25 protein-coding genes are annotated in these 22,039 nt (G+C 58.4%); 1 reads left to right on the forward strand and 24 read right to left on the reverse strand.

The features are described 5' to 3' along the window. Window positions 1–252: 252 nt before the first annotated feature. The 12 genes from recN to accB form a co-directional block, all read right to left on the reverse strand. Window positions 253–1,956, reverse strand: a complete 1,704-nt coding sequence (gene recN, locus B0B07_RS07010) for a DNA repair protein RecN (RefSeq protein ID WP_076757693.1) — start codon at window positions 1,954–1,956, stop codon at window positions 253–255. Window positions 1,957–1,970: 14 nt separating this feature from the next. Continuing rightward, window positions 1,971–2,420 (reverse strand): transcriptional regulator AhrC/ArgR, encoded by a 450-nt coding sequence (ahrC, locus tag B0B07_RS07015; RefSeq protein WP_076757694.1) that lies wholly within the window; start codon window positions 2,418–2,420, stop codon window positions 1,971–1,973. A 270-nt stretch (window positions 2,421–2,690) separates the two neighbouring features. After that, window positions 2,691–3,515, reverse strand: coding sequence for a TlyA family RNA methyltransferase (locus tag B0B07_RS07020; protein WP_076757695.1), 825 nt, complete (start codon window positions 3,513–3,515; stop codon window positions 2,691–2,693). Then, complete coding sequence (dxs, locus tag B0B07_RS07025) at window positions 3,512–5,416, reverse strand: 1-deoxy-D-xylulose-5-phosphate synthase (RefSeq protein WP_076758371.1); 1,905 nt, start codon at window positions 5,414–5,416, stop codon at window positions 3,512–3,514. The genes B0B07_RS07020 and dxs overlap by 4 nt, the downstream gene beginning before the upstream one ends. A gap of 106 nt (window positions 5,417–5,522) precedes the next feature. After that, on the reverse strand, window positions 5,523–6,407 hold the full coding sequence (locus B0B07_RS07030; RefSeq protein WP_076757696.1) for a polyprenyl synthetase family protein: 885 nt from the start codon (window positions 6,405–6,407) through the stop codon (window positions 5,523–5,525). After that, window positions 6,400–6,648, reverse strand: a complete 249-nt coding sequence (locus B0B07_RS07035) for an exodeoxyribonuclease VII small subunit (protein WP_076757697.1) — start codon at window positions 6,646–6,648, stop codon at window positions 6,400–6,402. Before B0B07_RS07035 ends, B0B07_RS07030 begins: the two co-directional genes overlap by 8 nt. Further along, window positions 6,648–8,018 (reverse strand): exodeoxyribonuclease VII large subunit, encoded by a 1,371-nt coding sequence (xseA, locus tag B0B07_RS07040; protein WP_076757698.1) that lies wholly within the window; start codon window positions 8,016–8,018, stop codon window positions 6,648–6,650. The genes B0B07_RS07035 and xseA overlap by 1 nt, the downstream gene beginning before the upstream one ends. Window positions 8,019–8,218: 200 nt before the next feature. Then, complete coding sequence (gene folD, locus B0B07_RS07045; RefSeq protein ID WP_076757699.1) at window positions 8,219–9,079, reverse strand: bifunctional methylenetetrahydrofolate dehydrogenase/methenyltetrahydrofolate cyclohydrolase FolD; 861 nt, start codon at window positions 9,077–9,079, stop codon at window positions 8,219–8,221. Window positions 9,080–9,104: 25 nt separating this feature from the next. Beyond that, on the reverse strand, window positions 9,105–9,482 hold the full coding sequence (gene nusB, locus B0B07_RS07050; protein ID WP_076758374.1) for a transcription antitermination factor NusB: 378 nt from the start codon (window positions 9,480–9,482) through the stop codon (window positions 9,105–9,107). A 354-nt stretch (window positions 9,483–9,836) separates the two neighbouring features. Further along, window positions 9,837–10,235 (reverse strand): Asp23/Gls24 family envelope stress response protein, encoded by a 399-nt coding sequence (locus B0B07_RS07055; protein ID WP_076757700.1) that lies wholly within the window; start codon window positions 10,233–10,235, stop codon window positions 9,837–9,839. Window positions 10,236–10,280: 45 nt separating this feature from the next. Next, window positions 10,281–11,639: an acetyl-CoA carboxylase biotin carboxylase subunit gene (gene accC, locus B0B07_RS07060; protein WP_076757701.1), complete on the reverse strand. Its 1,359-nt coding sequence runs from the start codon at window positions 11,637–11,639 to the stop codon at window positions 10,281–10,283. A 12-nt stretch (window positions 11,640–11,651) separates the two neighbouring features. Continuing rightward, entirely contained in the window at window positions 11,652–12,170 is a 519-nt protein-coding gene (accB, locus tag B0B07_RS07065; protein WP_076757702.1) for an acetyl-CoA carboxylase biotin carboxyl carrier protein, read from the reverse strand. Between the two features lie 215 nt (window positions 12,171–12,385). Between accB and B0B07_RS07070 the strand changes: the two genes are divergently transcribed. Next, window positions 12,386–12,727, forward strand: a complete 342-nt coding sequence (locus B0B07_RS07070; RefSeq protein ID WP_076758375.1) for a L,D-transpeptidase — start codon at window positions 12,386–12,388, stop codon at window positions 12,725–12,727. Window positions 12,728–13,004: 277 nt separating this feature from the next. Here the strand turns inward: B0B07_RS07070 and B0B07_RS07075 are convergent, their stop codons facing one another. The 12 genes from B0B07_RS07075 to B0B07_RS07125 form a co-directional block, all read right to left on the reverse strand. Then, on the reverse strand, window positions 13,005–13,574 hold the full coding sequence (locus B0B07_RS07075; RefSeq protein ID WP_234982299.1) for a tetratricopeptide repeat protein: 570 nt from the start codon (window positions 13,572–13,574) through the stop codon (window positions 13,005–13,007). Between the two features lie 202 nt (window positions 13,575–13,776). After that, window positions 13,777–14,313 carry a SpoIIIAH-like family protein gene (locus B0B07_RS07080; RefSeq protein ID WP_076757704.1) on the reverse strand — a complete coding sequence of 179 codons (537 nt, stop codon included), beginning with the start codon at window positions 14,311–14,313 and terminating at the stop codon, window positions 13,777–13,779. After that, a complete protein-coding gene (locus tag B0B07_RS07085) occupies window positions 14,310–14,723 on the reverse strand; it encodes a hypothetical protein (RefSeq protein WP_076757705.1) in 414 nt (137 codons plus the stop codon). Before B0B07_RS07085 ends, B0B07_RS07080 begins: the two co-directional genes overlap by 4 nt. A gap of 79 nt (window positions 14,724–14,802) precedes the next feature. After that, window positions 14,803–14,967: a hypothetical protein gene (locus tag B0B07_RS15240; RefSeq protein WP_159438427.1), complete on the reverse strand. Its 165-nt coding sequence runs from the start codon at window positions 14,965–14,967 to the stop codon at window positions 14,803–14,805. Between the two features lie 6 nt (window positions 14,968–14,973). Continuing rightward, window positions 14,974–15,873: a stage III sporulation protein AE gene (locus B0B07_RS07090; RefSeq protein WP_076757706.1), complete on the reverse strand. Its 900-nt coding sequence runs from the start codon at window positions 15,871–15,873 to the stop codon at window positions 14,974–14,976. A 27-nt stretch (window positions 15,874–15,900) separates the two neighbouring features. After that, window positions 15,901–16,272: a hypothetical protein gene (locus B0B07_RS07095; protein ID WP_076757707.1), complete on the reverse strand. Its 372-nt coding sequence runs from the start codon at window positions 16,270–16,272 to the stop codon at window positions 15,901–15,903. 9 nt (window positions 16,273–16,281) lie between these two features. After that, the gene (locus B0B07_RS07100) at window positions 16,282–16,485 is read right to left on the reverse strand and encodes a SpoIIIAC/SpoIIIAD family protein (protein WP_076758377.1); all 204 of its coding nucleotides are present in this window, start codon (window positions 16,483–16,485) and stop codon (window positions 16,282–16,284) included. Window positions 16,486–16,687: 202 nt separating this feature from the next. Then, window positions 16,688–17,245: an elongation factor P gene (gene efp, locus B0B07_RS07105; RefSeq protein WP_076757708.1), complete on the reverse strand. Its 558-nt coding sequence runs from the start codon at window positions 17,243–17,245 to the stop codon at window positions 16,688–16,690. A 19-nt stretch (window positions 17,246–17,264) separates the two neighbouring features. Continuing rightward, window positions 17,265–18,329, reverse strand: coding sequence for a M24 family metallopeptidase (locus B0B07_RS07110; protein ID WP_076757709.1), 1,065 nt, complete (start codon window positions 18,327–18,329; stop codon window positions 17,265–17,267). Between the two features lie 2 nt (window positions 18,330–18,331). Further along, the gene (gene aroQ / locus B0B07_RS07115; RefSeq protein WP_076757710.1) at window positions 18,332–18,772 is read right to left on the reverse strand and encodes a type II 3-dehydroquinate dehydratase; all 441 of its coding nucleotides are present in this window, start codon (window positions 18,770–18,772) and stop codon (window positions 18,332–18,334) included. 59 nt (window positions 18,773–18,831) lie between these two features. Beyond that, window positions 18,832–19,257, reverse strand: coding sequence for a hypothetical protein (locus tag B0B07_RS07120; RefSeq protein ID WP_076757711.1), 426 nt, complete (start codon window positions 19,255–19,257; stop codon window positions 18,832–18,834). A 139-nt stretch (window positions 19,258–19,396) separates the two neighbouring features. Then, window positions 19,397–21,958, reverse strand: coding sequence for a vitamin B12-dependent ribonucleotide reductase (locus B0B07_RS07125; RefSeq protein WP_076757712.1), 2,562 nt, complete (start codon window positions 21,956–21,958; stop codon window positions 19,397–19,399). Between the last annotated feature and the right edge of the window lie 81 nt (window positions 21,959–22,039).

A 22,039-nucleotide genomic window follows, 5' to 3' on the forward strand; every position in this document is an offset into this window, starting at 1 on the left:
TCCGAATTGCAGTATGGAACGCAAAATTGAAATATGGACCTCCGATTTTCAATATGGAACGTGAATTTGAGGTATGGCTACCCAATTTACAATATGGAACGCGAATTTGAAATATGGACCTCCGATTTTCAATATGGAACGCACGCCCCGGATGACTGAGTCACCCGGGGTGTGCGTTTTCGGCCGCTGCAGAGCGCAATTGTGATCCATAGCCCGGGACCTTTATCATTTCCCAACAAAAAAAGCACGCACTCATTGTGCGTGCCCGGCAAGCTCCGTTTTTCGTTCGGAAGCCATGCGCAGCAGTTCGTCTGCATGCTGTTTCGTCAGCTCGGTCATTTCGGTCCCGGTCATCATGCGGCTCAGTTCTTCCGTGCGCCCGAAGCCTTCGAGTTCGAGGACCGTGGTCGTCGTCCGCTCGCCCTTGACGTCTTTGCGGATGAGCAGGTGATGATCGGCCATCGCCGCCACCTGAGGCAGATGGGAGATGCAGAGCACCTGGGAATGGATGCTGATCGCTGCAATTTTTTCGGCGATCGCCTGGGCGACGCGTCCGCTTACGCCCGTGTCGACTTCGTCAAAGATGATCGACGTGACTTCCTGGTGTTTGGAGAAAATCGACTTCAGCGCCAGCATGATCCGCGACAGTTCGCCTCCGGAAGCCACCTTGGCCAGTGGCTTGAGCGGTTCTCCGACATTGGCCGAAATCAGGAAGGTGACGTCCTCGGCCCCGTCCCGGTCAAATCGTCCCCGCGGATTGAATGAAACGCTGAACTCCGCCTTCTCCATGTAGAGCTCCTTCAGCTGCCGGTGGATCGCTTCGGACAGCTGTTCCGATGCCCTGCGGCGGAGAACGGACAATTCTTCCGCTTCCACCTGCAGGTCCTCCTCCAGTGCCTCGATCTCTTCCCTGTCGTGCTGAAGCCGCTCGTCGCGGTTCTCCAGCTTTTCCAGTTCTGCGGCAATCCGGTCCCGGTAGCTCAGAATATCCGGGACCGTCGCCCCGTACTTCCTCTTCATGGACTGAAGCAGCGCAAGCCGCTGTTCGACTTCCTCGAGCCGTACCGGATCAAATTCCATCTCGTCAAGAAGCGACTTCAGGGAAAATGCCGCATCCTGGAGCGTATAGAACGCATCGGAGACGGCGGTTGACTGTTCACCGACTGCGGGATCGACCGAAGCCGCATGTTCCAGATCGCTCATCGCCGCACCGGTCCAGTCAAGTCCCTTGGATTCGCCCTGGATCGCTTCGTACGCCGATGCGACCCGCTCATAGATCGTATGGAAGTTTTTCAGTCGCGTCCGCTCTTCCGTCAGCTCCTCTTCTTCCTGTTCCTGGAACCCGGCATCATCGATCTCACCGAGCTGGAACCGGTACAGATCGATTTTGTGGGCGATCTGCTGTTCGGAGTCCTCATATTGCGCGAGCCGGCGGCGAAGCTTCACATATCGGTCGTACAGCTTCGTGTAGCTGTCTTTTGCCGGTGCGATCGCCTCCCCGCCGAACTGGTCGAGCAACAGGACATGCCGCTGCTCGTCCATCAGCTCCTGGGTCTCATGCTGCCCGTGGATGTCGATGATCGAGGCGCCGATCTCCCGCAGGATGGCGATGGTGACCAGCTTGCCGTTGATCCGGCAGGTGCTTTTTCCCGACTGGGAAATATCGCGCCGGAGGATGACCGCGCCTTCCTCGTGCAAAATCCCGTTGTCCTCCAGCTTCCGGAAAACCGGATGATCCGGATTGTCGAGGACGAACATCCCCTCAAGCTCCGCTTTCTTTTCCCCGTGCCGGATAAACTCACTGGAGCCCCGGCCGCCTGCAAGAAGCTGGACCGCATCGATGATGATCGATTTTCCGGCCCCTGTTTCTCCGGTTAGGACGGTCAGACCGGCGTCAAAACTGATGGACAACTCACTGATGATCGCAAAATTTTTGATGGATAGTTCGCGAAGCATCCGTTCACCTCCGATCAAAGCATGCCGAGCAGTTTCTCCCTGAGTTCGGAACTCTGCTCACTGTCACGGCACAGAATTAGAATGGTATCGTCCCCGCAGATGGTGCCGATCACTTCTTCCCACTCAATCTGGTCGATCAGGGAACCGATCGCATGGGCATTGCCCGGGAGCGTTTTCATGACGAGGAAATGGCCTGCCCCGTCGATGCTGATGAATGCGTCCGTCAGTGCCCGGTGAAGCTTCCTGCTCGGATCAAAGCTGCGTTCTGCAGGAAGATTGTATTTATAACGCCCGTCCCTGGAAGGGACCTTGACGAGGTGAAGTTCCTTGATGTCCCGGGAGATGGTGGCCTGAGTGACATTGAACCCTTCTGCCTTGAGCCGGTCGACCAGCTCGTCCTGCGTCTCAATTTCATTATGGGCGATGATTTCGCGAATACGGATATGCCGTTGCCCTTTGCTCACGTTTTTCCCTCCGGTCGGTTTGCTGCAATACATAATTTCTAATATGAATGTACCATTATCCATTTTTCCGGACAATGAATAAGAATCGCCGGCGCCCGTCACCGATCGGTGCAACTCTGGATAGCGATCGGTCTCCCGGACGTTGCCCGGCCGCTCCGGAAAACACCGGACGGCACAATAAACGGCAAGGGCGCCGCCGGGCCGGAGTCATACCGGCCGCAGCGGCGGTCACTTGCCGTCAATTATGGATAATGCCGGTTCTCCCGGCTTTTATTGATCCAGTTGAGTGTGTGCTTCCCGGACGACCTCCGCCAGACGTCCATCCTCGAGGCGGACGGCAGGTTCATCGGAGGAACGGAGGTGGAAGAGGAACTCGATGTTCCCCTCGCCGCCGGTCACCGGCGAATAGTCTGCGGCAATCAGGTCGAATCCGCTGTTTGCCGCAACGCCGGCGATTTTTTCAAGCACTTCGAGATGGACCGCCGGATCCCGGACGATCCCTTTCTTCCCGACTTTCTCCCGTCCCGCCTCAAACTGTGGCTTGACGAGGGAAATGACATCCCCGCCCGGGATGAGGATCGACTTGAGTGTGGGCAGGATCAGTCCGAGGGAGATGAACGATACATCAATCGTGGAAAACTGCGGGGCTCCCTCGGTGAACATGTCCGGGGTCGCATGGCGGAAATTCACGCGCTCCATCACCGTGACCCTCGGATCTTCCCGAAGTTTCCACGCAAGCTGGTTGTACCCGACATCCAGCGCATATCCGTGGACGGCGCCGTTCTGCAGGGCGCAGTCGGTGAAGCCGCCGGTTGACGCCCCGATATCGAGGAACCGTTTCCCTTCCACGGACAGGTCAAAGACGGCGAGCGCCTTTTCAAGCTTGAGCCCACCGCGGCTGACGTATTTCATCCGTTCGCCCTTGACCCGGATGTCTGCATCCCCCGGGATTTTCTCTCCCGCTTTGTCGATCCTCCGGTCACCGGAAAACACGATTCCCGCCATGACCGCCCGCTTCGCCTGCTCGCGGGACCCGAACAGCCCGCGTTCGACGAGCAGGACGTCAATGCGTTCTTTCGGTATCCGCTCCGTCACAGGACCTTCGTCCTTTCCTGACGGGACGAACCGATCAATTCCTCGACCTGGACCGCCAGATTTTCGTCCGTCATGCCGATTTCCTTCAGCAGCTCGTTCACGTTGCCGTGCTCGATGAACTGATCCGGTATCCCCATTCTGCCGATCACAGAATCCTGGTAGCCGTGATCGTGGGCAAACTCCAGCACGGCCGAACCGAATCCGCCGGCCAGTACCGCTTCCTCCACGGTCATGATCGGAATCTCCCGGTCGAGCAGCCGGATCATCATCTCCTCGTCAAACGGCTTGATGAACCGGGCATTGACGATTTCCGCATCGATCCCTTTTTCCGCAAGCCGTTCAGCGGCTGCGAAGGCCATCGGAATGGTCGTTCCGAATGTCAGGATGGCCGCATCCTTGCCTTCCTTGAGGATCTCCCAGGAGCCGATCGGAATCTCACGCAATTCCTCGTCCATCGGCACACCGATGCCGTTGCCCCTCGGATATCTCAGGGCGATCGGTCCGCCGTCGTATGAAATGGCCGTGCGCACCATATGCTGGCCTTCGTTCTCATCCTTCGGCATCATGATCGTGAAGTTCGGCATGCTTCGGAGGAATGCGATATCGAAGACGCCCTGATGCGTCTCCCCGTCCGCCCCGACGAGCCCGGCACGGTCGATCCCGACGAAGACATTCAGGTTCTGCCGGGAGATGTCATGGAGCATCTGGTCATAGGCGCGCTGCAGGAATGTCGAGTAGATGGCAAGGAACGGCTTCATGCCCTCGGCGGCCATTCCGGCCGCCATCGTGGCCGCGTGCTGCTCTGCGATCCCCACGTCGAACATCCGGTCAGGGAACTCCGATGCGAAGCCTTCGAGCTTGGAGCCGACCGGCATCGCCGGCGTGATCGCCACGACCCGGCGGTCCTGCCTCGCAATCCGGCGGACCGTCTCCGAGACGAGCGCACTCCATGCGGGGCCTGAAGCCGGAGACTTCACGAATGCACCCGTTTCAAGCTTGTATGGGCCGGTTCCGTGCCAAGTGCCGATTTTGTCTTCTTCGGCCGGCCGGAATCCTTTGCCCTTTTTCGTGATCACGTGGACCAGGACAGGACCGTCCATCTTTTTCGCATAGTTCAGATGGGCTTCCAGGTCGTCCAGGCTGTGGCCGTCCACCGGTCCGAGATAGGTGAATCCGAGTTCCTCGAAGAAGACGCCGGAGACGAGCAGATATTTCAGGCTGTCCTTCACCCGCTCGGCCGTCGCGGCCAGCTTTCCGCCGACTGCCGGCACTTTCTTGAGCAGGAATTCCAGCTCGTCCTTCGCCTTATTGTATTTGCCGGCCGTCCGAAGGCGTCCGAGCACGTTATGAAGGGCGCCGACGTTCGGGGCGATGGACATTTCGTTGTCGTTCAGGATGACCGTCATGTCGGTTTTTTCCGAGCCGATATGGTTGAGCGCCTCGAGCGCCATGCCGCCGGTCAGTGCACCGTCGCCGATCACCGGGACCACATAGTTGTTCATCCGTTTAATATCGCGGGCAGCAGCCATCCCCATCGCTGCGGAAAGGGATGTGGAACTGTGGCCGGTCTCCCAGATATCGTGTTCGCTTTCGATCCGTTTCGGGAAACCGCACAATCCCTTGTACTGGCGCAGGGTGTCAAAATCGCACGCACGCCCGGTCAGGATTTTATGAACATACGCCTGATGCCCGACATCCCAGAGAATCTTGTCCTTCGGGCTGTCGAATGCCCGGTGAAGGGCGATCGTCAGCTCGACGACTCCGAGGTTCGGGCCGATATGTCCGCCGGTGGCCGACAGCTCATTGATGAGGAATGCCCGGATGTCCGTTGCCAGCGCCTCTAATTCGTCATTGCTGAGATCCTTAAGAAAGGATGGATCGGAAATTGCAGTCAAATCCATCGCCATCACTCACCTTTATCGTTTATATAAATGGTATACCTTTTTCTCGTATACATTCTTTGTCCATTATAGCAGTGTCCGCCCATTGTACAAATTATACAGCCGTTCAAGAGGACCGCTCGACGATGTAATCGGCCAGAAGTCCGAGCATCGGTTCGGGTTCTTTCAGGAACGAGATTGCCTTCACGGCCTCGGTGTGATGGTGGATCAGTTTCTGTTTCGCCCCTTCGAGCGTCAGGAGCGAAGGGTAGGTGTTTTTCCCGTGCGCGGCGTCTGTGCGGAGCTTCTTGCCCGCAAGCGCTTCGTCCCCTTCGACGTCCAGGATGTCGTCCTGGATCTGGAAGGCCAGGCCGATATGGCGGGCATAGCGCTTCAGGTTTTCCTGTTGTTGCGCAGTCGCCCCTGCCAGGACCGCCCCGGCACCGACGGAAAACGCGAGCAGTGCGCCGGTCTTCAGGCGGTGGACCTGCTCGAGCCCTTCCTCCGACAGCGTCTTGTCCTCTGACTCGATGTCGAGGATCTGTCCGCCGACCATCCCTTCTGCACCCGATGCGCGGACGAGGTCCAGGATGAGCGTGACTTTGTCACCGTCCGGGAGAGCGGGCGCCCGGCCGATCAGGCCGAAGCTCTCCGTGAGCAGGGCATCGCCGGCCAGGACGGCGGCTGCTTCCCCGAAGACTTTGTGGTTTGTCGGCTTTCCGCGGCGGAGGTCATCGTCATCCATGCTCGGAAGATCATCATGTATGAGCGAGTACGTATGGATGAGCTCGACGGCCGCGCCGACATGCAGCTCCCCCGGGTGGACCTTTCCGAGGTCATGCAGGACGGCAGAAACGAGAAGCGGACGGATCCGTTTGCCGCCGGCCATGAGCGAATACAGCATCGATTCCTTCAGGACGGTCGGCGCATTGAGCCGCCGGACCGACTCTTCGAGGACGGGGACGAGGTCTTCCCCACGGCTTTCCATGAAACGGCGCAGCGAATCATTCATCCCTCATCCCTCCGTTTGCCGGGTTGAACGGTGCCTGCGAGCCGTCTTCGCCGATCAGCGTGACGAGCTGCTTCTCCGCCGACTGAAGCTTGCCGTGGCAGACCGCGGACAGTTCCATCCCTTTCTTGTAAAGGCTGATCGCATCCTCAAGGGGCACGTCTCCCGACTCCAGCCGGCGAACGATCTCTTCGAGGCGCGAAATCGCTTCTTCGAATTTGATCTCTTGCTTAGTCTCTTTCATTATGTATTCCCGTCCTTTCCTTCTGCTGTCGAAATGACCTCGGCTTCCGTCATCCCGTCCCTGAATGAAATCGCAATCCGCTCGCCCGGCTCCAGTGCTGCCGCCGATTTGACGACCCGGTCGCCGCTCCTGACGATGCTGTACCCGCGTTCCATGACGGCAAGCGGGCTGAGCGCCTGAAGTGTCCTCACGGCAGAGGCGAATGTTTTTCCGTGTGACTGCACCATTTCACGCGTGTTCCGTTCCAGTTCGCGGCTCAGCCGGTCGGTCCGCTCCTTCGCCGATTCGATGAGGAGGACCGGGCTTCTTGCGTGAAGACGGGTGTCCAGATGGGCGGCGGTGAGCCTGCGGCTTTCGATGAGCCGGCCGGCCGACTGGCGGAAACGCTCCTCCAGGCCGTCCAGCCGCTCGGCGAACGGGCGGTAGATCCTTTCGGGGAACTGCAGAGGGTAGGACGACTCGAGCCGTTCCAGCCTCCGCTTTTCCTGGCGCATTTGCGCAAGCAGACTCTGATGCATGCGGGACTTCGTCTCCAGAATCCGCCTGGCGAGCTCCACGCTGTCGGGCACCGCCATCTCCGCAGCGGCAGTCGGCGTCGGGGCGCGGAGGTCCGCAACAAAATCGGAGATGACCGTATCGGTTTCGTGGCCGACTGCACTGATGACCGGGATCTTGGAGGAGAAGATCTCCCGTGCCACCTGCTCCTCGTTGAAGGCCCACAGGTCCTCGATCGAGCCCCCGCCGCGTCCGACGATGAGCACATCGATCCCGTCGAATGCATTGGCCCTCCGGATGGCGGAAGTGATGGACGGCACCGCGTTCTCCCCCTGGACGACCGCAGGGAACAGATAGACTTCCGCCAGCGGATACCGCCTGGCCAATGTGGTGCAGATGTCACGGACCGCCGCTCCCGTCGGCGCGGTGATCACGCCGACCCGCTCCGGAAATGCCGGGATGGGCTGCTTCCACTGCGGATTGAACAGGCCTTCCTTCCCGAGCTTCTCCTTCAGCTGTTCAAAGGCGACATAGAGCTCCCCGACGCCGTCCGGCTGCATCGAATTCACATAAAGCTGGTATTGTCCGGCTGACTCATAGACATTCACGTCTCCCCGGACGAGGACATTCATCCCTTCCTCCGGCCGGAATTTCAGCTTGGATGCATTTCCCCGGAACATGGCGGCATTGATCCGGGACCGCTCGTCCTTCAGGGTGAAATAAATATGTCCGCTCGAGTGGTGCTTGACGTTGGACAGCTCCCCCTTCACGTATACATCGCGCAGATGGATGTCTGCCTCGAATTTGCGCTTGATGTAGCGGGTGAGGGCCGCCACGGACAAGTACGGGTTGTCCAATGCCTTTTCCTCCTTCATTTCCGTGAACTTCGGATACCTCGTGAACGGGCAAAAAAACGGCAAGGGGCCGGATGATTCCGGCGGTGCCGCCGGACCGCTGCCAATGTATGGATTGGCTGCCTCGCGCAGCATCCGGGTCCCGGCCGGTTATCCGCTGAAATTCACCGGCTTCCTTGCCGTTTTTAAATTGTCCGGATGACCTTGCTTCCGGTTGCCGGTCAGCCGTTCTGCCGGCAGGCGTTTCTGGCGCTTTCCAGCGTATTGGCCATCAGCATCGCAATCGTCATCGGGCCGACGCCGCCTGGAACGGGCGTGATCTTGGACGCAATCGGAAGAACCGCGTCAAAGTCGACGTCTCCGTGCAGCTTGCCATCTGTTCCCCGGTTGATGCCGACGTCGATCACGACAGCGCCCTCCTTCACGTGTTCCCCGCCGATCATGCCTTCCCTGCCGACAGCCGCGACAAGGATGTCCGCCTGCTTCGTGATCGAAGGCAGGTCCGCCGTCCTGGAGTGACAGACCGTGACCGTCGCGTTTTTCTGCAGGAGCAGCATCGACATCGGCTTGCCGACAATGTTGCTGCGCCCGACGACGACGGCGTGCTTGCCTTCCAGCACCACTCCGCTGCGTTCGAGCATCACCATGATCCCGAGCGGCGTGCACGGCACAAAACCGGGAAGTCCGGCCATCAGCTTGCCGGCATTGACCGGATGGAACCCGTCCACGTCCTTTTCGGGCGCGATTTCGGAAATGATCCGCTGCTCATCGATCTGGTCGGGCAGCGGCAGCTGGACGAGGATGCCGTGGATGGCAGGGTCATCATTCAGGCGCCGGATCTCGCCGAGCAATTTCGCCTCGGACGTCGCTTCATCCATGCGGATCACTTCGGAATGCATGCCGAGCGCCTGGACGGTCCGTTCTTTGCTGCCTACATAGGATGCGGAAGCGGGGTCATTTCCGACCAGGATGACGGCAAGCCCGGGGGTGCAGCCTTCCGCCTTGAGTTGTTCCACTTCCTGCTTCACTTCTTCTTTGATCTGCCTGCTGATTTCTTTTCCGTCAATGATCTTGCCGTCCACTGTATTCACTCCAAGCTGTAGGGATTCAATCGTTGTATTTGGAAAGGACTCCGTTGACAAAGCGGCCCGAGTTCTCATCGCCGAACGTCTTGCACAGCTCGATCGCTTCGTTCAGGACGACTTTTGCGGGAGTTTCTTCCATGTACTGCAATTCATACACTGCCATCCGGAGGACGGTGCGCTCCACTTTCGGCAGACGGTCAAGCGTCCATTTCTCAAGCTTCGTCCGCAGCGACTCATCGATTTCGGACCGGTTGTCAAATGTGCCGTTGACCAGTTGTGCGTAGAAAGGATCCTGCTCCTCTCCGACGATATGCGTCATTGCCTCTTCCGGGCTCATTTCGGTACTATCCAGCTGAAACAGCGTCTGCATGGCCTTCTCGCGTGCTTCATGTCGTTTCATCATCGGGCAGATCTCCTCTTTTTCTTCGTTCTGGTTTATGATAGCACATTTCCGCTTGGACATCCGGCACTTTGCCGAAAAAACCGCCCGGGGGCGGCATCGCGGAGAACGGGCTGCCCGGGAAGGCCGCCCCGGCTAGGAAAAGCAAAAAAAGCAAGGACTCCGGCCGATTTCCCCGGGCTGCCTGCCGAGCCGCCAATCAGAGGACGGGCGGCTGCGCTTGGAGTTGAATCCTGGCGCAGCATCCCGTGATTGGGGTCTCGGACAACCGGCTTTCCCGCAGGAGCCTCCTGGCGTCCTTGCTTTCTGCTTTGTCCCGGGGCCTGTCCCTGTGTTCCGGACAGCCCCTTCCGTTTACTTGTCGGCCGGCGGATCGAATTGGATGCCGGTGATATGGACGTTCACTTCCTGCGCTTCGATCGCCGTCATGTTCTGGACGGTCTGGCGGACCGACTGCTGGATCTCTCTGGCGACTGCCGGAATCGCATGGCCGTAAAGGACGGTGCAATAGATATCGATGAAGAGCCCTTCATCCCCGTAATCGAGTTTGATGCCCTTCCCGTGTACCTTTTTGCCGAGCCGCTCGGCCACGCCGCTTGCAAATGAGCCCCGCGTGTCGGCCACGCCTTCCACTTCCGTCGTGGCAATTCCGACAATCACTTCGAGAACTTCGGGGGCCAGCTCCACTTTTCCGAGTTCTTCCTTTTCAGATGCAGCTGCGTATTCAATAGAAGGTATCGACTTTTCAGCCATCCGGTTCATCCCCTTCTCGGTATCGTTCTGCCTGTACAGGCCTGTTCAGGCCTCTTCGGCCATCACATCATACTTTTCGAGGAACTTCGTATCAAAATCCCCTGACTTGAACACCTCGTGGTCCATCAGGTTCAAATGGAACGGAATGGTCGTGTCCACGCCGTCGACGACGAATTCGGACAGTGCCCGTTTCATCCGGGCCACTGCCTCTTCACGCGTGTCAGCGAACGTGATGAGTTTGGCGACCATCGAATCGTAGAACGGCGGGATCGAGTAACCGGTGTAAACGGCAGAATCGACCCGGACGCCATTGCCGCCCGGCGCCATGTACATCTCCACCTTGCCCGGAGAAGGCATGAAGTTGCGCATCGGGTTTTCCGCATTGATCCGGCACTCGATGGCCCATCCGCGGATCTGGACATCTTCCTGACGGATTCCGAGCGGCTCGCCCGAGGCGACTTTCAGCTGCTGGACGATCAGGTCGATGCCGGTGACCATCTCGGTCACGGGGTGCTCCACCTGGATCCGGGTGTTCATCTCCATGAAGTAGAACTTGTCCTGAAGATGATCGTAGATGAATTCCACCGTGCCGGCCCCACGGTATCCGACGGCTTCGGCAGCCTTGACGGCCGCATCCCCCATCTTTTCGCGGGTTTCCTGGGAGAGCGCCGGTGAAGGCGCCTCCTCGACGAGCTTCTGCATCCGGCGCTGGATCGAGCAGTCCCGTTCGCCGAGGTGGATGACATTTCCGTATTTATCGGCAAGCACCTGGATCTCGACGTGGCGGAAGTTCTCGATGAACTTCTCGATGTAGACGCCCGGATTGCCGAATGCTGCAGCGGCTTCCTTCTGTGTGATTTCAACGCCTTTGAGCAGCTCGGCTTCATCGCGGGCTACGCGGATGCCTTTGCCGCCTCCGCCCGCCGTCGCCTTGATGATGACCGGGAAGCCGATCTCCAGGGCCACTTCAAGCGCTCCCTCGGGTCCGTCTACGATGCCCTTTGAGCCGGGAACAACCGGGACACCGGCCGCACGCATCGTTTCGCGTGCCACGTCCTTCGTTCCCATTTTGGCGATCGCATCCGCCGTCGGGCCGATGAATTCAACATTCACTTCTTCGCACAGCTCGGCGAAGTCGGCATTTTCCGCGAGGAATCCATAACCGGGATGGATGCCGTCGCAGCCGGTCATTTTCGCGACGCTGATGACGTTCGTGAAATTCAGATAGCTGTCTTTGGACAGTTTCGGACCGATGCAGTACGCTTCGTCCGCCATCTCGACGTGCAGGGCTTCCCGGTCCGCCTCGGAATAGACGGCGACCGTCCCGATCCCGAGATCCCGGCATGCCCGGATGATGCGGACTGCAATTTCTCCCCTGTTGGCGATGAGTACTTTTTTCAACATGGCAGTTCCTCCTTATTCCGGTTTGACCAGGAAAAGAGGCTGGCCGTATTCGACGAGTTGACCGTCTTCGACGAGGATCTTGACGATCTCCCCGCTCATCTCCGCTTCGATTTCATTGAACAGCTTCATCGCTTCGACGATGCAGACGACGCTGTCCTGCTTCACCTTGTCCCCTGGCTGGACGAATGCGGATGCATCCGGGGACGGAGACTGGTAGAACGTTCCGACCATCGGCGATTTGATCTCTTCCAGACCTTCATCTGCGGAGACCTCGGCCGGTTGCTCGTTCTTTGGCTGCTGTTCCTGCGGGGCGGCCGGTGCCGCTGCAGCCGGTGGTACCGGCGCTGCAGGAGCCTGGACGGCGGGAGGCGCTACCTGGACGGCAGGGGTTGTGTGCTCAGCGGACGTCATCGTGAACGCGCCGCCTTTTTTGAGCTTGATCTCCCCTTCTTCCGTCTTGTACTTGAATTCCTCGATCCCCGATTGGTCGATGAGTTTGATGATTTCTCGGATTTCCTGGATTTTCAGCATTTCGACGACTCCTCTTACTAATGAGATGTGTACCCTTCCATTTTAGACGTTTCTCTGACTTTTTGAAACCTCTATGAGAAAGCTGCATGGATAGAGTTGATAATATGACGCCGGCCAACACCCTCCACAGGTGGTTTAGTCAACGCCTCGGTTGTTCCTCCAGCGATTATTTATTTCCCCATACAGATCAACATACACTTTACAAAAAGGAGTTGATCTCCGTCGCGAAATGGATTGACGTATCTGTATCCAAGCGTCAATTAAAGCTTTTTGACGGAAGAAGGCTTTTAAAAGTTTACCGTATTGGAGTGGGTAGAATATTGACACCCACACCACGCGGGACCTATACAATCATGAATAAACAGCGTAATCCCGGAGGACCTTTTGGAGCGTTTTGGATGGGGTTGTCCAAACCTCATTACGGTATACACGGCACCAATGATCCGAATTCAATCGGCAAGTATGTATCACATGGATGCATTCGAATGCATAACCGCGATGTTTTAGAATTGTCCACACAAGTACCAATCGGCACCAGGGTTGCGATTCACAGATAATCCCGGCTTCTGTCGAAAGACAAATAAAGAATCTGAGGGTCATGAAGCTGCGGCCGGTAAAATGAACAGCCCTATTCCGGGCTTTTCTTTTAACCGCCAAGCCGAACGTGTGCTTCTCAGGGTTTAAGCGCCCCGCCCTGTGTCCTTATTTCACTCTATGTTCAAGCAGGCAGTCAACGCCGCGGTTGTCGCCAAGCGCCTGGACAACACCGCAGAGATGATTCACAAGGTATATGAACAGGCTCTAAAAGAATTCGCTGAATGCCGGCACTTTTGATCAGCCCTTGCCCTGCCGGATCTTTTCTTTGCAAATCCTGATGGCAAATTCCGTAGAATCGATCAGTTCTTCATTCGCTTTTTCCTGTCTGATGCCGAGGGCCCGTTCAAAGTAGGTTAAGGCCGACTGATAATCGCCTTGGTCAAACAGGTTTTTTCCGTGATGCTGATAGACAAAGTCCTGATAAATGCGATGTTCGCGATCGGTTTCCGACTGCACCATCAGTTTCTCAAACAGTTCATTTGATCTAAGGTAGTCGTGTTCCCATTGGTACGCATATGCGAGGCGGAGCTCGTTGACAAATAAGCGCTCAAGGTCGCCTGATCGGTTGTTCATCCCGATTGCCAGGCGGAGATATTTTTTACTGTCTTCCATATGGCCGAGCATCCTCGAATACACGCCGATGAGGCTATAGGTCCCCGCCAATTCTTCATCGTTTTCGCAGATTTGCTCACTCCTGCTTTTGAGATGCTTAACATAACACAACATGTCCGTTCTTGAGACCGGCACTTCCCTTAAATTTTCATCAAAATGATAATCCAGATTATATGTGATTTCTGATGAGCCCACCGGCATCCCTCCTCATTCGCTCCATCGATTGTATCAGTTTTGGCTTCACCGGAGACAACGGCTGCATGCAGGCAAGGCCATGTTGAACAACTTCCCGTGCAGCCGGCAAGCCGGGCACCCCGTCCAACCGGGACGGACAAGCGGTTCTGCCGCGGGATTCCGATGCTTTTTAAAAAAAAGAGGCCTTCCGAGGAAGGCCTTGTCATTTCCCTGATTTGAAGTCGACCTGCACGGTCCGGGCGTCTTCCCATTCGCTCTTGACGGTGTAGACGATCTGGTCGGCCTGTGCCGGTGACATTTCGGCTGCAATGACGCTCACTTTCACGCCGCCGTCCTCCGCACGGACAACCGCGTCCTCATAGCCGAGATCCTTGATGAGCATCTCCAGCATCGCCTCTGCCGTTTCCCGCTTTGTCAGCGACTGCATCTCGTCGAACGCGGCGTTGCGCTCTTCTGCGGTCATGTCGTCGGACGTGATCTTCTGGGTGAGCTGCTCACGGAGCTGGCTCCGTTCGTTGCGGACTTCCATGCGCATTTCCTCGAACAGGTAGCTTTCCGCGAACACCGGCGTCGTATCTTTTCCAGCTTCTCCGAGCTCGGTCCCTTCGATCGTATCGTCCGAAAAAATCGTGATGCCGTCGAACGGCTTCGGTGCCTTTTCAAGCAGATAATACACGCCGATCACCGCCGTCAGGCTGAGCAGTGTGAGCAGCCAGACGCCTCTTTTCCTAACCTTCATCGGTCTTCCCCCTCTTTTTTCATTTCCACCACGACGATCCGGTGCTCAGGCAGCTGGAGCACGCCGGACAGGATCCGGGCCAGCTCATTGCGGACTGCCGGGTCACCGGCCCCTTCCGCCACGACCAGGACTCCGCCGGAGGGCGTGTCCCCGCCGCCTGCGGGACTGCTCCCGAAATAGCCGGCAAGGGACAGCATGCCCCCGTCTTCCGCCTGTTCCCCGTCCTGCCGGTAGATCCGGACAGAGCCGACGCCCCGGATCTCCGACAGGACCGATTCCAGTTCGGTCCGGACGGCTTCCTGCTCCTTGCCGCCCTTGTCCCAGCCCGTCAGCGCCGGGAACAGGATGAGCAATGCCGCGCATCCGGCAAGCAGGAACGGCAGTCCGTATCGCTTCTGCATCTTTTCCATGTCATCCCACGCTTCCCGTCCCTTCCGCCATGGTGATCCATCCTGAGACAATGTATGCCGTCCCCGTACAAGCTATGACCTATGAACCCGCAAACACGGAAGCCGCACACCGGATCATCCACAGGAGGACTGCGAGCCGGACGAGTGGCAGGAGACGATCCTGCTGGTCCTCCCCCAGGAACAGCGGCAGCACGGCGGCGGCAAACAGGATCGTGACGAGGCCGCCCATGAATTCTCCGAGCAAATCGGTTCACCCCGCTCCCGCGATGACCTTGATCAAAATAACAGCGAGCAGCACGGTATAGAACACCGCAAAAGCGATGATGAACGTGATGCCGCACAGGACGAACATCGTTTTTCCGAGATCATCGAAAAGCCCGGACAGTTCCTCATTCGCAAACGGCTCGCTGAGTGCGGCCAGCCACTTGTAGAAAAAGGCGGTGAGCAGCACCTGTGCCGCCGGGATGAGGCAGATGACCAGGATCGTCCCGATGAGCCAGCTGCCTGCGATCGCGGCCGTTCCGGCGGAGTATTTGCCGAACACGCCGAGTGCGTCCGTGACGAACGAGCCGACCAGCGGGATGTTCTGGCGCAGCAGCACTTTCAGCGGTTCCCCCGCGGCGCCCGCACCCGCCCAGGCCATGATTCCGGTGGACGTGATGAACAGCGTATAGCATGCCGCGATGACCGACACGGCCCCGATGACCGTCACGCGGATCATCTCCGCCATCCTCGTGAACGGCACATCCGGCACGAGGCGCGACAGGTAGTCAAACAAAAAACTGGCCGTCAGCAGCGGGATCAGCCATTTCCCGCCGAACACGACCGCCCCCTGAACAAACAGGAACACCGCCGGATTCCAGCCGGCGATCGTCAGCGCCCCGCCCGCCGATGCCATGCCGGCAGTCAGAAGCGGATACACCCCGAGGAACAGCCCCGCCATCTTCCCGGTCAGCCCGTCCAGCAGCCGGAGAGCCTCCACCGCGGGACCGAGCGCCATCGTGCCGGCGGCGATGAAAAGCAGGACCCTTGTCCACTCCCTGAAAGCAGGAAACAAGAAATCCGCCACCAGACCCGCCGCACACAGGACGAGGACAGCCTGGAAAAGCCGGATGACCGGCGCAGCGGCCGTATGCACAACCTCCCACAAAGAAGACCCCCCTTTCGCATTCCGGCATCAGGGCAGCAGCCCGAGAACCGTTTTTGACGCCTCGAGCAGCCGGTCCGACCAGGCAGCGAGGATGAGCAGCTTGGCTGCGGTGTGTGAGATCCGCCCGATCGGGCCGAAGCCGGCATCCTCCAGCATCCGGCTGAACGAATCGGACAGGTGATAGACCAGTGCCGATCCTGCCAGCAAGGCCACCAGCCCGCCGGCGGGAAGCCCCGCGCCCGCGATGGTCCGGATGGCCGGGATGAGCAGCTTCATCGTCAGCTGGGCGAGGAGGAGGAAATAGAAGATCAACAGGAAGAAGGGCAGAAGCCCCGGGGCATGCGACTGGATCAGAATCAGGAAAAACGCTGCGATGACCGCCGTCAAGATGATCTCCATCCCTAAACCTCACGCAGCCAGCCACTGAAAAAACGAAACGATTTCATTGAAAAACAGCCGGAGAAACCGGAGCATCTCGATGGTGATGTACAGATAGGCGATGAAGAACAGGAAAAACGAAAACTCCTTCTTGCCCGTATGTTCGAAGAACAGATGGAGAAAGGCGATGACCAGCCCGATGCCGGCCACCCGGAGAATATCCTGGAGTTCCAAACGGAAGACCTCCCGTTTATTATTTTCGGCCGATGAGCGGGACGGTGAGCGGAACCGGCCCGGAAAATCGTTCGAAGGGCACCGGAGGCTCCTCCGCACAAACCCGGCCGCAAAAATGGGCGGCCGCCGCTTTGTCCAATGTATGTCCCCGTTTTTATGCATATGAAAAGGCCCCCGCGGGATGCGGGGGCCTTAGGGCCGGTTAAGCCCGGGAGACGTAGTCTCCTTCTGATGTGTTGATGATCAGTTTATCGCCGGTATTGACGAAGAACGGAACCTGTACGACGAGTCCTGTCTCCATGGTCGCAGGCTTGGAGCCGCCGCTAGCCGTGTCGCCCTTGATGCCGGGCTCCGTGTCCGTCACTTCGAGTTCGACGGTTGCCGGCAATTCGACGCCGAGCGTCTCGGCCTGGTACTGGATGATGTGCACTTCCATGTTCTCCTTGAGGAACTTGAGCTCGTATTCGATCTGGGATTCGTTCAATTCGATCTGCTCGTACGAATCCGTGTCCATGAACACATGCTCGTCGCCGTTGGCGTAGAGATACTGCATGCGCCGGTTGTCGATCTGGGCGCGCTCGACTTTCTCGCCGCCGCGGAACGTCTTTTCGGTGACGTTGCCGTTTCTCAGGTTGCGCAGTTTGGAGCGTACGAACGCGGCACCCTTGCCCGGTTTGACGTGCTGGAAGTCCAGCACCCGGTAGATGTCTCCGTCGACTTCGATGGTCAGTCCGGTCTTGAAATCGTTCACTGAAATCATGTTTGTTCCTCCAATGGTGTTATAGGATGATAAGCTCTTTCGGGGATGAAGTGAGCACTTCGGCACCGTTTTCCGTGATCAGCGCGTCATCTTCGATACGGACGCCGCCGAGCCCCGGTACATAGATGCCCGGCTCGACCGTGACAGCCATGCCCGGCTCAAGCTTCATGTCGGAACGGAAAGACAGCGCCGGGCCTTCGTGCACTTCCAGGCCGATTCCGTGCCCGGTGGAGTGGCCGAATGCCCCGCCGTATCCATGTTCCTTGATATAATCCCGCGCAACGGCGTCCGCCTCTATTCCCGACATACCCGGTTTCAGTGCGGCCAATGCACGTTTCTGCGCTTCGAGCACAATCCCGTAGATTTTCTTCAGTTCTTCAGGCGGCTCGCCGACCGCGACCGTCCGTGTGATATCAGAGATGTATCCGTTGTAAAGTGCCCCGTAGTCAAGTGTGATCATGTCCCCCTGCTCGATCACCTTGTCCGTGGCGACGCCGTGCGGCAGCGCAGAGCGCTTGCCCGAGGCGACGATGATGTCAAACGACGAGGACGTCGCCCCCTGCCGGCGCATGAAGAATTCCAGTTCGTTGGACACGTCCAGCTCGGTGATGCCCGGGCGGATGAACTTGACGATATGGCCGAAGGCGGCATCCGCAATCCTAGCCGCTTCGCGGAGCACCTGCGCCTCTTCCTCCGTCTTGTACATCCGGAACTTTTCGATGACCCCCGAAACCGGAACGAACTGCGTGCCGGCAGCGGCCTTCCGGAAGCGGTCATATTCCGCATACGGCAGCGTATCCTGCTCGAAGCCGATTTTTGTGATGCCCATTTCACCGATCACTTTCGCCACTTCGTCCGTCAGTGCGCCGGACTGCTCGACGATCCGGTAGCCCTTCACCTGGCCGGCCGCCTGCTCGGTGTATCGGAAGTCGGTGACGAACGCCGCGTCATCCCTTGAGATGACGGCGACGCCTGCCGTCCCGGTGAATCCGGTCATGTACCGCCGGTTGAACGGTCCGGTCACGAGAAAGCCGTCGACCCCGTTTTCATCGAACGTGCTGCGAAACGCCTTCAGTCTGTCCATGATCATTCCCCTTTTCCATGCCGAAGGAGGGCGAGCAGCGCAAGGTCATATCCATATGTACCGAGCCCCGCAATCTGGCCGATGCAGACCGCCGCGATCAGCGACCGGTGACGGAACTCTTCACGGGTGTGTATGTTCGATATATGGACTTCGATTGCCGGAATATCGACGGAAGCCAGCGCATCCCGCAGCGCCACGCTCGTATGGGTATACGCCCCCGGATTGAAGATGATCCCTCCGGTTCCGTCGTCCGCCGCCTCGTGGATCCGGTCGATGAGCAGCCCTTCATGGTTGGACTGGTAAAAAGCGATGCGGCTGTTGTGCTCCGCAGCCGCGGCCGCCAGCCGGTCCTCCACGTCACTGAGCGTCTCGGTCCCGTATATCCCCGGCTCCCTTTTTCCGAGCCGGTTCAAGTTCGGCCCGTTCAGGCAAAGGATTTCCATATGCCCTCCCCCTTCCGCAGTTTCCCTCCCATTTTATCATAAGGCGCGGCCCCGACAACTCATTTCGGGGAGCTGTGCTGCTGTTTTTTCTGAAAAACGGCCGTTTCCATGATAAACCGGGTCGCCATGAGGACGAGCACAAAAAACGGGATGGACAGACGGTCCTTGAATCCGGTCAGGCTTCCGGGTCTGAGCACCATCCACTCCACGGCGGCAGCGATGACGAGGCCGATCACGGCAGCCGTGACGGCGGGCGGCCATTTGGCCAGAAGCATGGACAGGAGGTAGAGAACCAAACCGGCCAAAAAGATGCCGGCGAACAGGAGTCCCCAGTCGACGTACCACGGACCGTCCTGGATGCCGATCCGGCGGGTCCATCCGGCCGGGTGCCAGTGGATGAATTTGAAGTATTGCAGGAATCTCAGTCCCAGGCAGATGAGGAGTGCTGCGGCTCCGGCTGTCCAGAAGGGCAAAATCTTGAACATTGACCATCATTCCTTCCGAACTCAGTCTTTTGTCCATCCTCCCTCGATCCCGCCGAAAATATACCTTGACGCACACAGAAGCGGATGCGCCGTCCGGGCGCATCCGCTTCGTCTATTTATAGGATGAGATCTGTACGGTTCAGAGACCGCATTTCAGCTGGGCGCCGCAGTTCGTGCAGGAATTGCAGCCGCCGAGTTCTTCCACGGTGCCTTTCCGGCAGACCGGGCAGGTGTTGCCGATCTCGGAACCGATCGTCACGTTCGTCGAACGGAGATCCTGGATCGTGTCAACGAGGACGACCGGGCGCTTCTCTTCCACTTTCTCCTCGATCCGTTCATCCATGTCATTCTCTTCCGCCTTGAGCGTCAGGACCTGGGAATCGCGCGATCCGTCCACATAGACCGTGCCGCCTTTCGCACCGCCGCGGTAAAGACGTTCGTAGACGCTCTCCACCTGTTCGACGCTGTAGCCCTTCGGCGCATTCACCGTCTTGGAGATCGAGCTGTCGATCCAGCGCTGGATGACGCACTGGACGTCCGCATGTTCTTCCGGCGTCAGATCCATCGATGTTGCGAACCAGTCCGGCAGGTTGTCCGGATCGGCTTCCGGATGATTCGCGAGGTATTCCTCGACGATTTCCGCCTTCACTTCGATGAATTTGCCGAGCCGGCCGCTGCGGTAGTAGGTGAATGAGAAGTAAGGCTCAAGACCCGTGCTGACACCGACCATCGTTCCGGTGCTGCCGGTCGGCGCAACGGTCAGCAGGTGCGAGTTGCGGATGCCGTGCTCCAGGACGCCGCTGCGGATGTCCTCCGGCATCTTCTTCATGAAGCCGGTGTTGATGAAGCGCTCGCGCAGCTCCATCGTCTCTTTGTCGGTCTCTCCGACGAGGAACGGGAAGCTGCCCTTTTCCTTCGCCAGTTCGATCGATTCGCGGTAGGCCGTCGTTGCGATCGTGCGGAACACGTCGTCCACGAGCTGGTTGCCCTCGTCGGAACCGTATCGTTTGCCGCAATAGATGAGCAGGTCGGCAAGCCCCATCACGCCGAGGCCGATCCGCCGTTCGCCGAGCGCCTGTTTTTCGTTTTCCTCCAGGAAGTACGGCGTGGCGTCGATGACATTGTCCTGCATGCGGACGCCGGTCCGGACCGTCTGCTCCAGCTTTTCGAAGTCGACTTCCATCGTGTCCCGGTCCGCCATCTCGGCGAGGTTGACGGCAGCCAGGTTGCACACCGAGTACGGTGCGAGCGGCTGCTCCCCGCAAGGGTTCGTCGCAACGACCTGCTGTCCGTAGGCTTTCGCATTCGTCATCGAATTTGCATTGTCGATGAAGAAGATCCCCGGCTCTGCGGAGTACGTCGCACAGATGTTGATCAGGTTCCAGAGATCACGGGCCTTCATCGTCCGGTATGTCCGGACGGAGAATCCGCGCTTCTCCCAGTCCCGCACATCCCCGCTCTGGTGCCACTCCTCGTTGTACACCGCCATCTCTTCCGGCGTGTACTGCTCGACGTAAGGGAAGCGGAGCAGGTGGTCCCCGTCCTCCTCGACCGCTTTCATGAAGTCATCGGTCAGGGTCACCGAAATGTTCGCGCCCGTGAGGAATTCGGGATTGTGCACGGAATAAGTGCCGCCGTCCCGCAGTTTCTGCTCGGCATCCCGGAAGATGCCTTCATTGAAGCCGCCGTGCCCCGGGATGTTCTTGTAGTTGATGATCCCCTGGTACATCGCTTCTTCCTGCTGGGTGAACGGCTTGAACTTCAGCTTCTCGTTCGCCAGCTTCCGGATGTGTTCGTCGTTCGTGTTTTCGACAAGATAGCGCAGGATCCGCGGGTTCTGCATCTTGGAGATGATGAATTCCGCAATATCCGGATGCCAGTCGGCCAGCATGATCATCTGTGCGCCGCGGCGCGATCCGCCCTGCTCCACGAGGTGGGTCAGCTTGGCAATGTCATCGAGCCACGAGACGGAGCCCGACGATTTCCCGTTGACGCCTCGTGCCAGTGTGTTGCGCGGCCGCAGCGTCGATCCGTTCGTGCCGACCCCGCCGCCCCGGCTCATGATTTCCATGACCTGTTTGCGGTGGTCGGAGATGCCTTCCCGGGAATCCGGCACAAACGGCATGACGTAGCAGTTGAAGTAAGTGACGTCCGTGTCGGCGCCCGCTCCGTAGAGGACCCGGCCGGCAGGGATGAAGTTCAGCGAGACGAGCTCGCGGTAGAAGCGGTCAAACGACTCCTTGCGCTTCTCTTCGTCCTGTTCGACGGACGCCAGGCCAGTCGCGTTTCGGAGGGCGATCTGCTCGTAGTACACCTCAAGCGGCTTCTCGATCACTTCGAGCGGACGGGAGACGATGCCTTTCTCCTGTTCGGCGGGATTGTCGATGGCGGTGCGGTATTCCGGTTCGATCCAGATGTCCGCCCGTCCGGCTTCCCTGTCGACGGAAAGGATGTAGCCGAGCCCGCGTGCCGGGAACTTCGGATCCTCCTTGACCGTGAGGACGACAAAGTCCCCTTTGTCCAATGTCTTCTTCTCCATGTCCTTGAACGAATACCGGTCGATCATGACCAGCCTTGAAACCCCTTTGTGGGTGATTTTCATATCTTCCGTCACCGGATGTACCTGAGGGAACAGCGAGATGTCTGCGTTCAGTTTCTGCTTGTCCAGGACCGGCGGGTTCTGCTGAGAGGCGATGACCATAAAATGACCTCCTATTGTCTTTTTCTGTTTGGATACAACATGTTGTGCTTATGTACTTCCCAACTCTACTACATATTGAAA

The sequence above is a fragment of the Edaphobacillus lindanitolerans genome (assembly GCF_900156305.1).
GTDB lineage: Bacteria > Bacillota > Bacilli > Bacillales_A > Planococcaceae > Bhargavaea > Bhargavaea lindanitolerans.

Bases quoted from the DNA above. Each gene is read 5' to 3' on its own strand.
- recN (WP_076757693.1), bottom strand. From the start codon at position 1,956: ATGCTTCGCGAACTATCCATCAAAAATTTTGCGATCATCAGTGAGTTG.
- dxs (WP_076758371.1), bottom strand. From the start codon at position 5,416: ATGGATTTGACTGCAATTTCCGATCCATCCTTTCTTAAGGATCTCAGC.
- B0B07_RS07030 (WP_076757696.1), bottom strand. From the start codon at position 6,407: ATGAATGATTCGCTGCGCCGTTTCATGGAAAGCCGTGGGGAAGACCTC.
- B0B07_RS07035 (WP_076757697.1), bottom strand. From the start codon at position 6,648: ATGAAAGAGACTAAGCAAGAGATCAAATTCGAAGAAGCGATTTCGCGC.
- xseA (WP_076757698.1), bottom strand. From the start codon at position 8,018: ATGAAGGAGGAAAAGGCATTGGACAACCCGTACTTGTCCGTGGCGGCC.
- nusB (WP_076758374.1), bottom strand. From the start codon at position 9,482: ATGAAACGACATGAAGCACGCGAGAAGGCCATGCAGACGCTGTTTCAG.
- B0B07_RS07055 (WP_076757700.1), bottom strand. From the start codon at position 10,235: ATGGCTGAAAAGTCGATACCTTCTATTGAATACGCAGCTGCATCTGAA.
- accC (WP_076757701.1), bottom strand. From the start codon at position 11,639: ATGTTGAAAAAAGTACTCATCGCCAACAGGGGAGAAATTGCAGTCCGC.
- accB (WP_076757702.1), bottom strand. From the start codon at position 12,170: ATGCTGAAAATCCAGGAAATCCGAGAAATCATCAAACTCATCGACCAA.
- B0B07_RS07080 (WP_076757704.1), bottom strand. From the start codon at position 14,313: ATGAAGGTTAGGAAAAGAGGCGTCTGGCTGCTCACACTGCTCAGCCTG.
- B0B07_RS07085 (WP_076757705.1), bottom strand. From the start codon at position 14,723: ATGGAAAAGATGCAGAAGCGATACGGACTGCCGTTCCTGCTTGCCGGA.
- B0B07_RS07095 (WP_076757707.1), bottom strand. From the start codon at position 16,272: ATGGAGATCATCTTGACGGCGGTCATCGCAGCGTTTTTCCTGATTCTG.
- efp (WP_076757708.1), bottom strand. From the start codon at position 17,245: ATGATTTCAGTGAACGATTTCAAGACCGGACTGACCATCGAAGTCGAC.
- B0B07_RS07110 (WP_076757709.1), bottom strand. From the start codon at position 18,329: ATGGACAGACTGAAGGCGTTTCGCAGCACGTTCGATGAAAACGGGGTC.
- aroQ (WP_076757710.1), bottom strand. From the start codon at position 18,772: ATGGAAATCCTTTGCCTGAACGGGCCGAACTTGAACCGGCTCGGAAAA.
- B0B07_RS07120 (WP_076757711.1), bottom strand. From the start codon at position 19,257: ATGTTCAAGATTTTGCCCTTCTGGACAGCCGGAGCCGCAGCACTCCTC.
- B0B07_RS07125 (WP_076757712.1), bottom strand. From the start codon at position 21,958: ATGGTCATCGCCTCTCAGCAGAACCCGCCGGTCCTGGACAAGCAGAAA.